Here is a 431-nt window from a genome sequence, read left to right on the forward strand (position 1 = left end):
GTTTCACGTAAGTCCGCAAAACCATCCAGGGTGCTTTTAACGCCCTTCGGTTCCATATACTTAGCGAGATCCTTTTCACTGGTATGTTCCAGGTTCCCCTGCATCCAGGCATTCCGAAGGCGCACGTCCTGTTCCAGCACTTGCTTAGCAGCTTCTCCTGCAGCTTTTCGTGCTTCTTCTGAGTCAACGGTGGTGTCAACGGCGGCACGGATTTCGACAACCTCAGAACCGGTCGGGGTAGGCGAAGGAGTGGGAGTTGCGGAAGCTTCGGCGCTTGCCGATTCAGCGCTCGCGGAAGTGGATGCGCTCGATTCTGCGTTGACCTGCGAGCCGCCAGAACATGCGGACAGGGTGAGCATCATTGCCGCCGAGAGCGCGGCAATAGAACTACGGTTAAACATCATTGTTGGTTCTTTTCTGGTGTGTGGTTG

General features: G+C 55.2%; 1 pseudogene. It reads right to left on the bottom strand.

The window, feature by feature from the left end:
- Window positions 1-404: pseudogene (locus J5M71_RS28795) on the bottom strand (hypothetical protein); the annotation flags it as partial.
- Between the last annotated feature and the right edge of the window lie 27 nt (window positions 405-431).

Origin of the sequence: Pseudomonas sp. 43(2021) (genome assembly GCF_017490805.1) — a bacterium.
Classification (GTDB): domain Bacteria; phylum Pseudomonadota; class Gammaproteobacteria; order Pseudomonadales; family Pseudomonadaceae; genus Aquipseudomonas.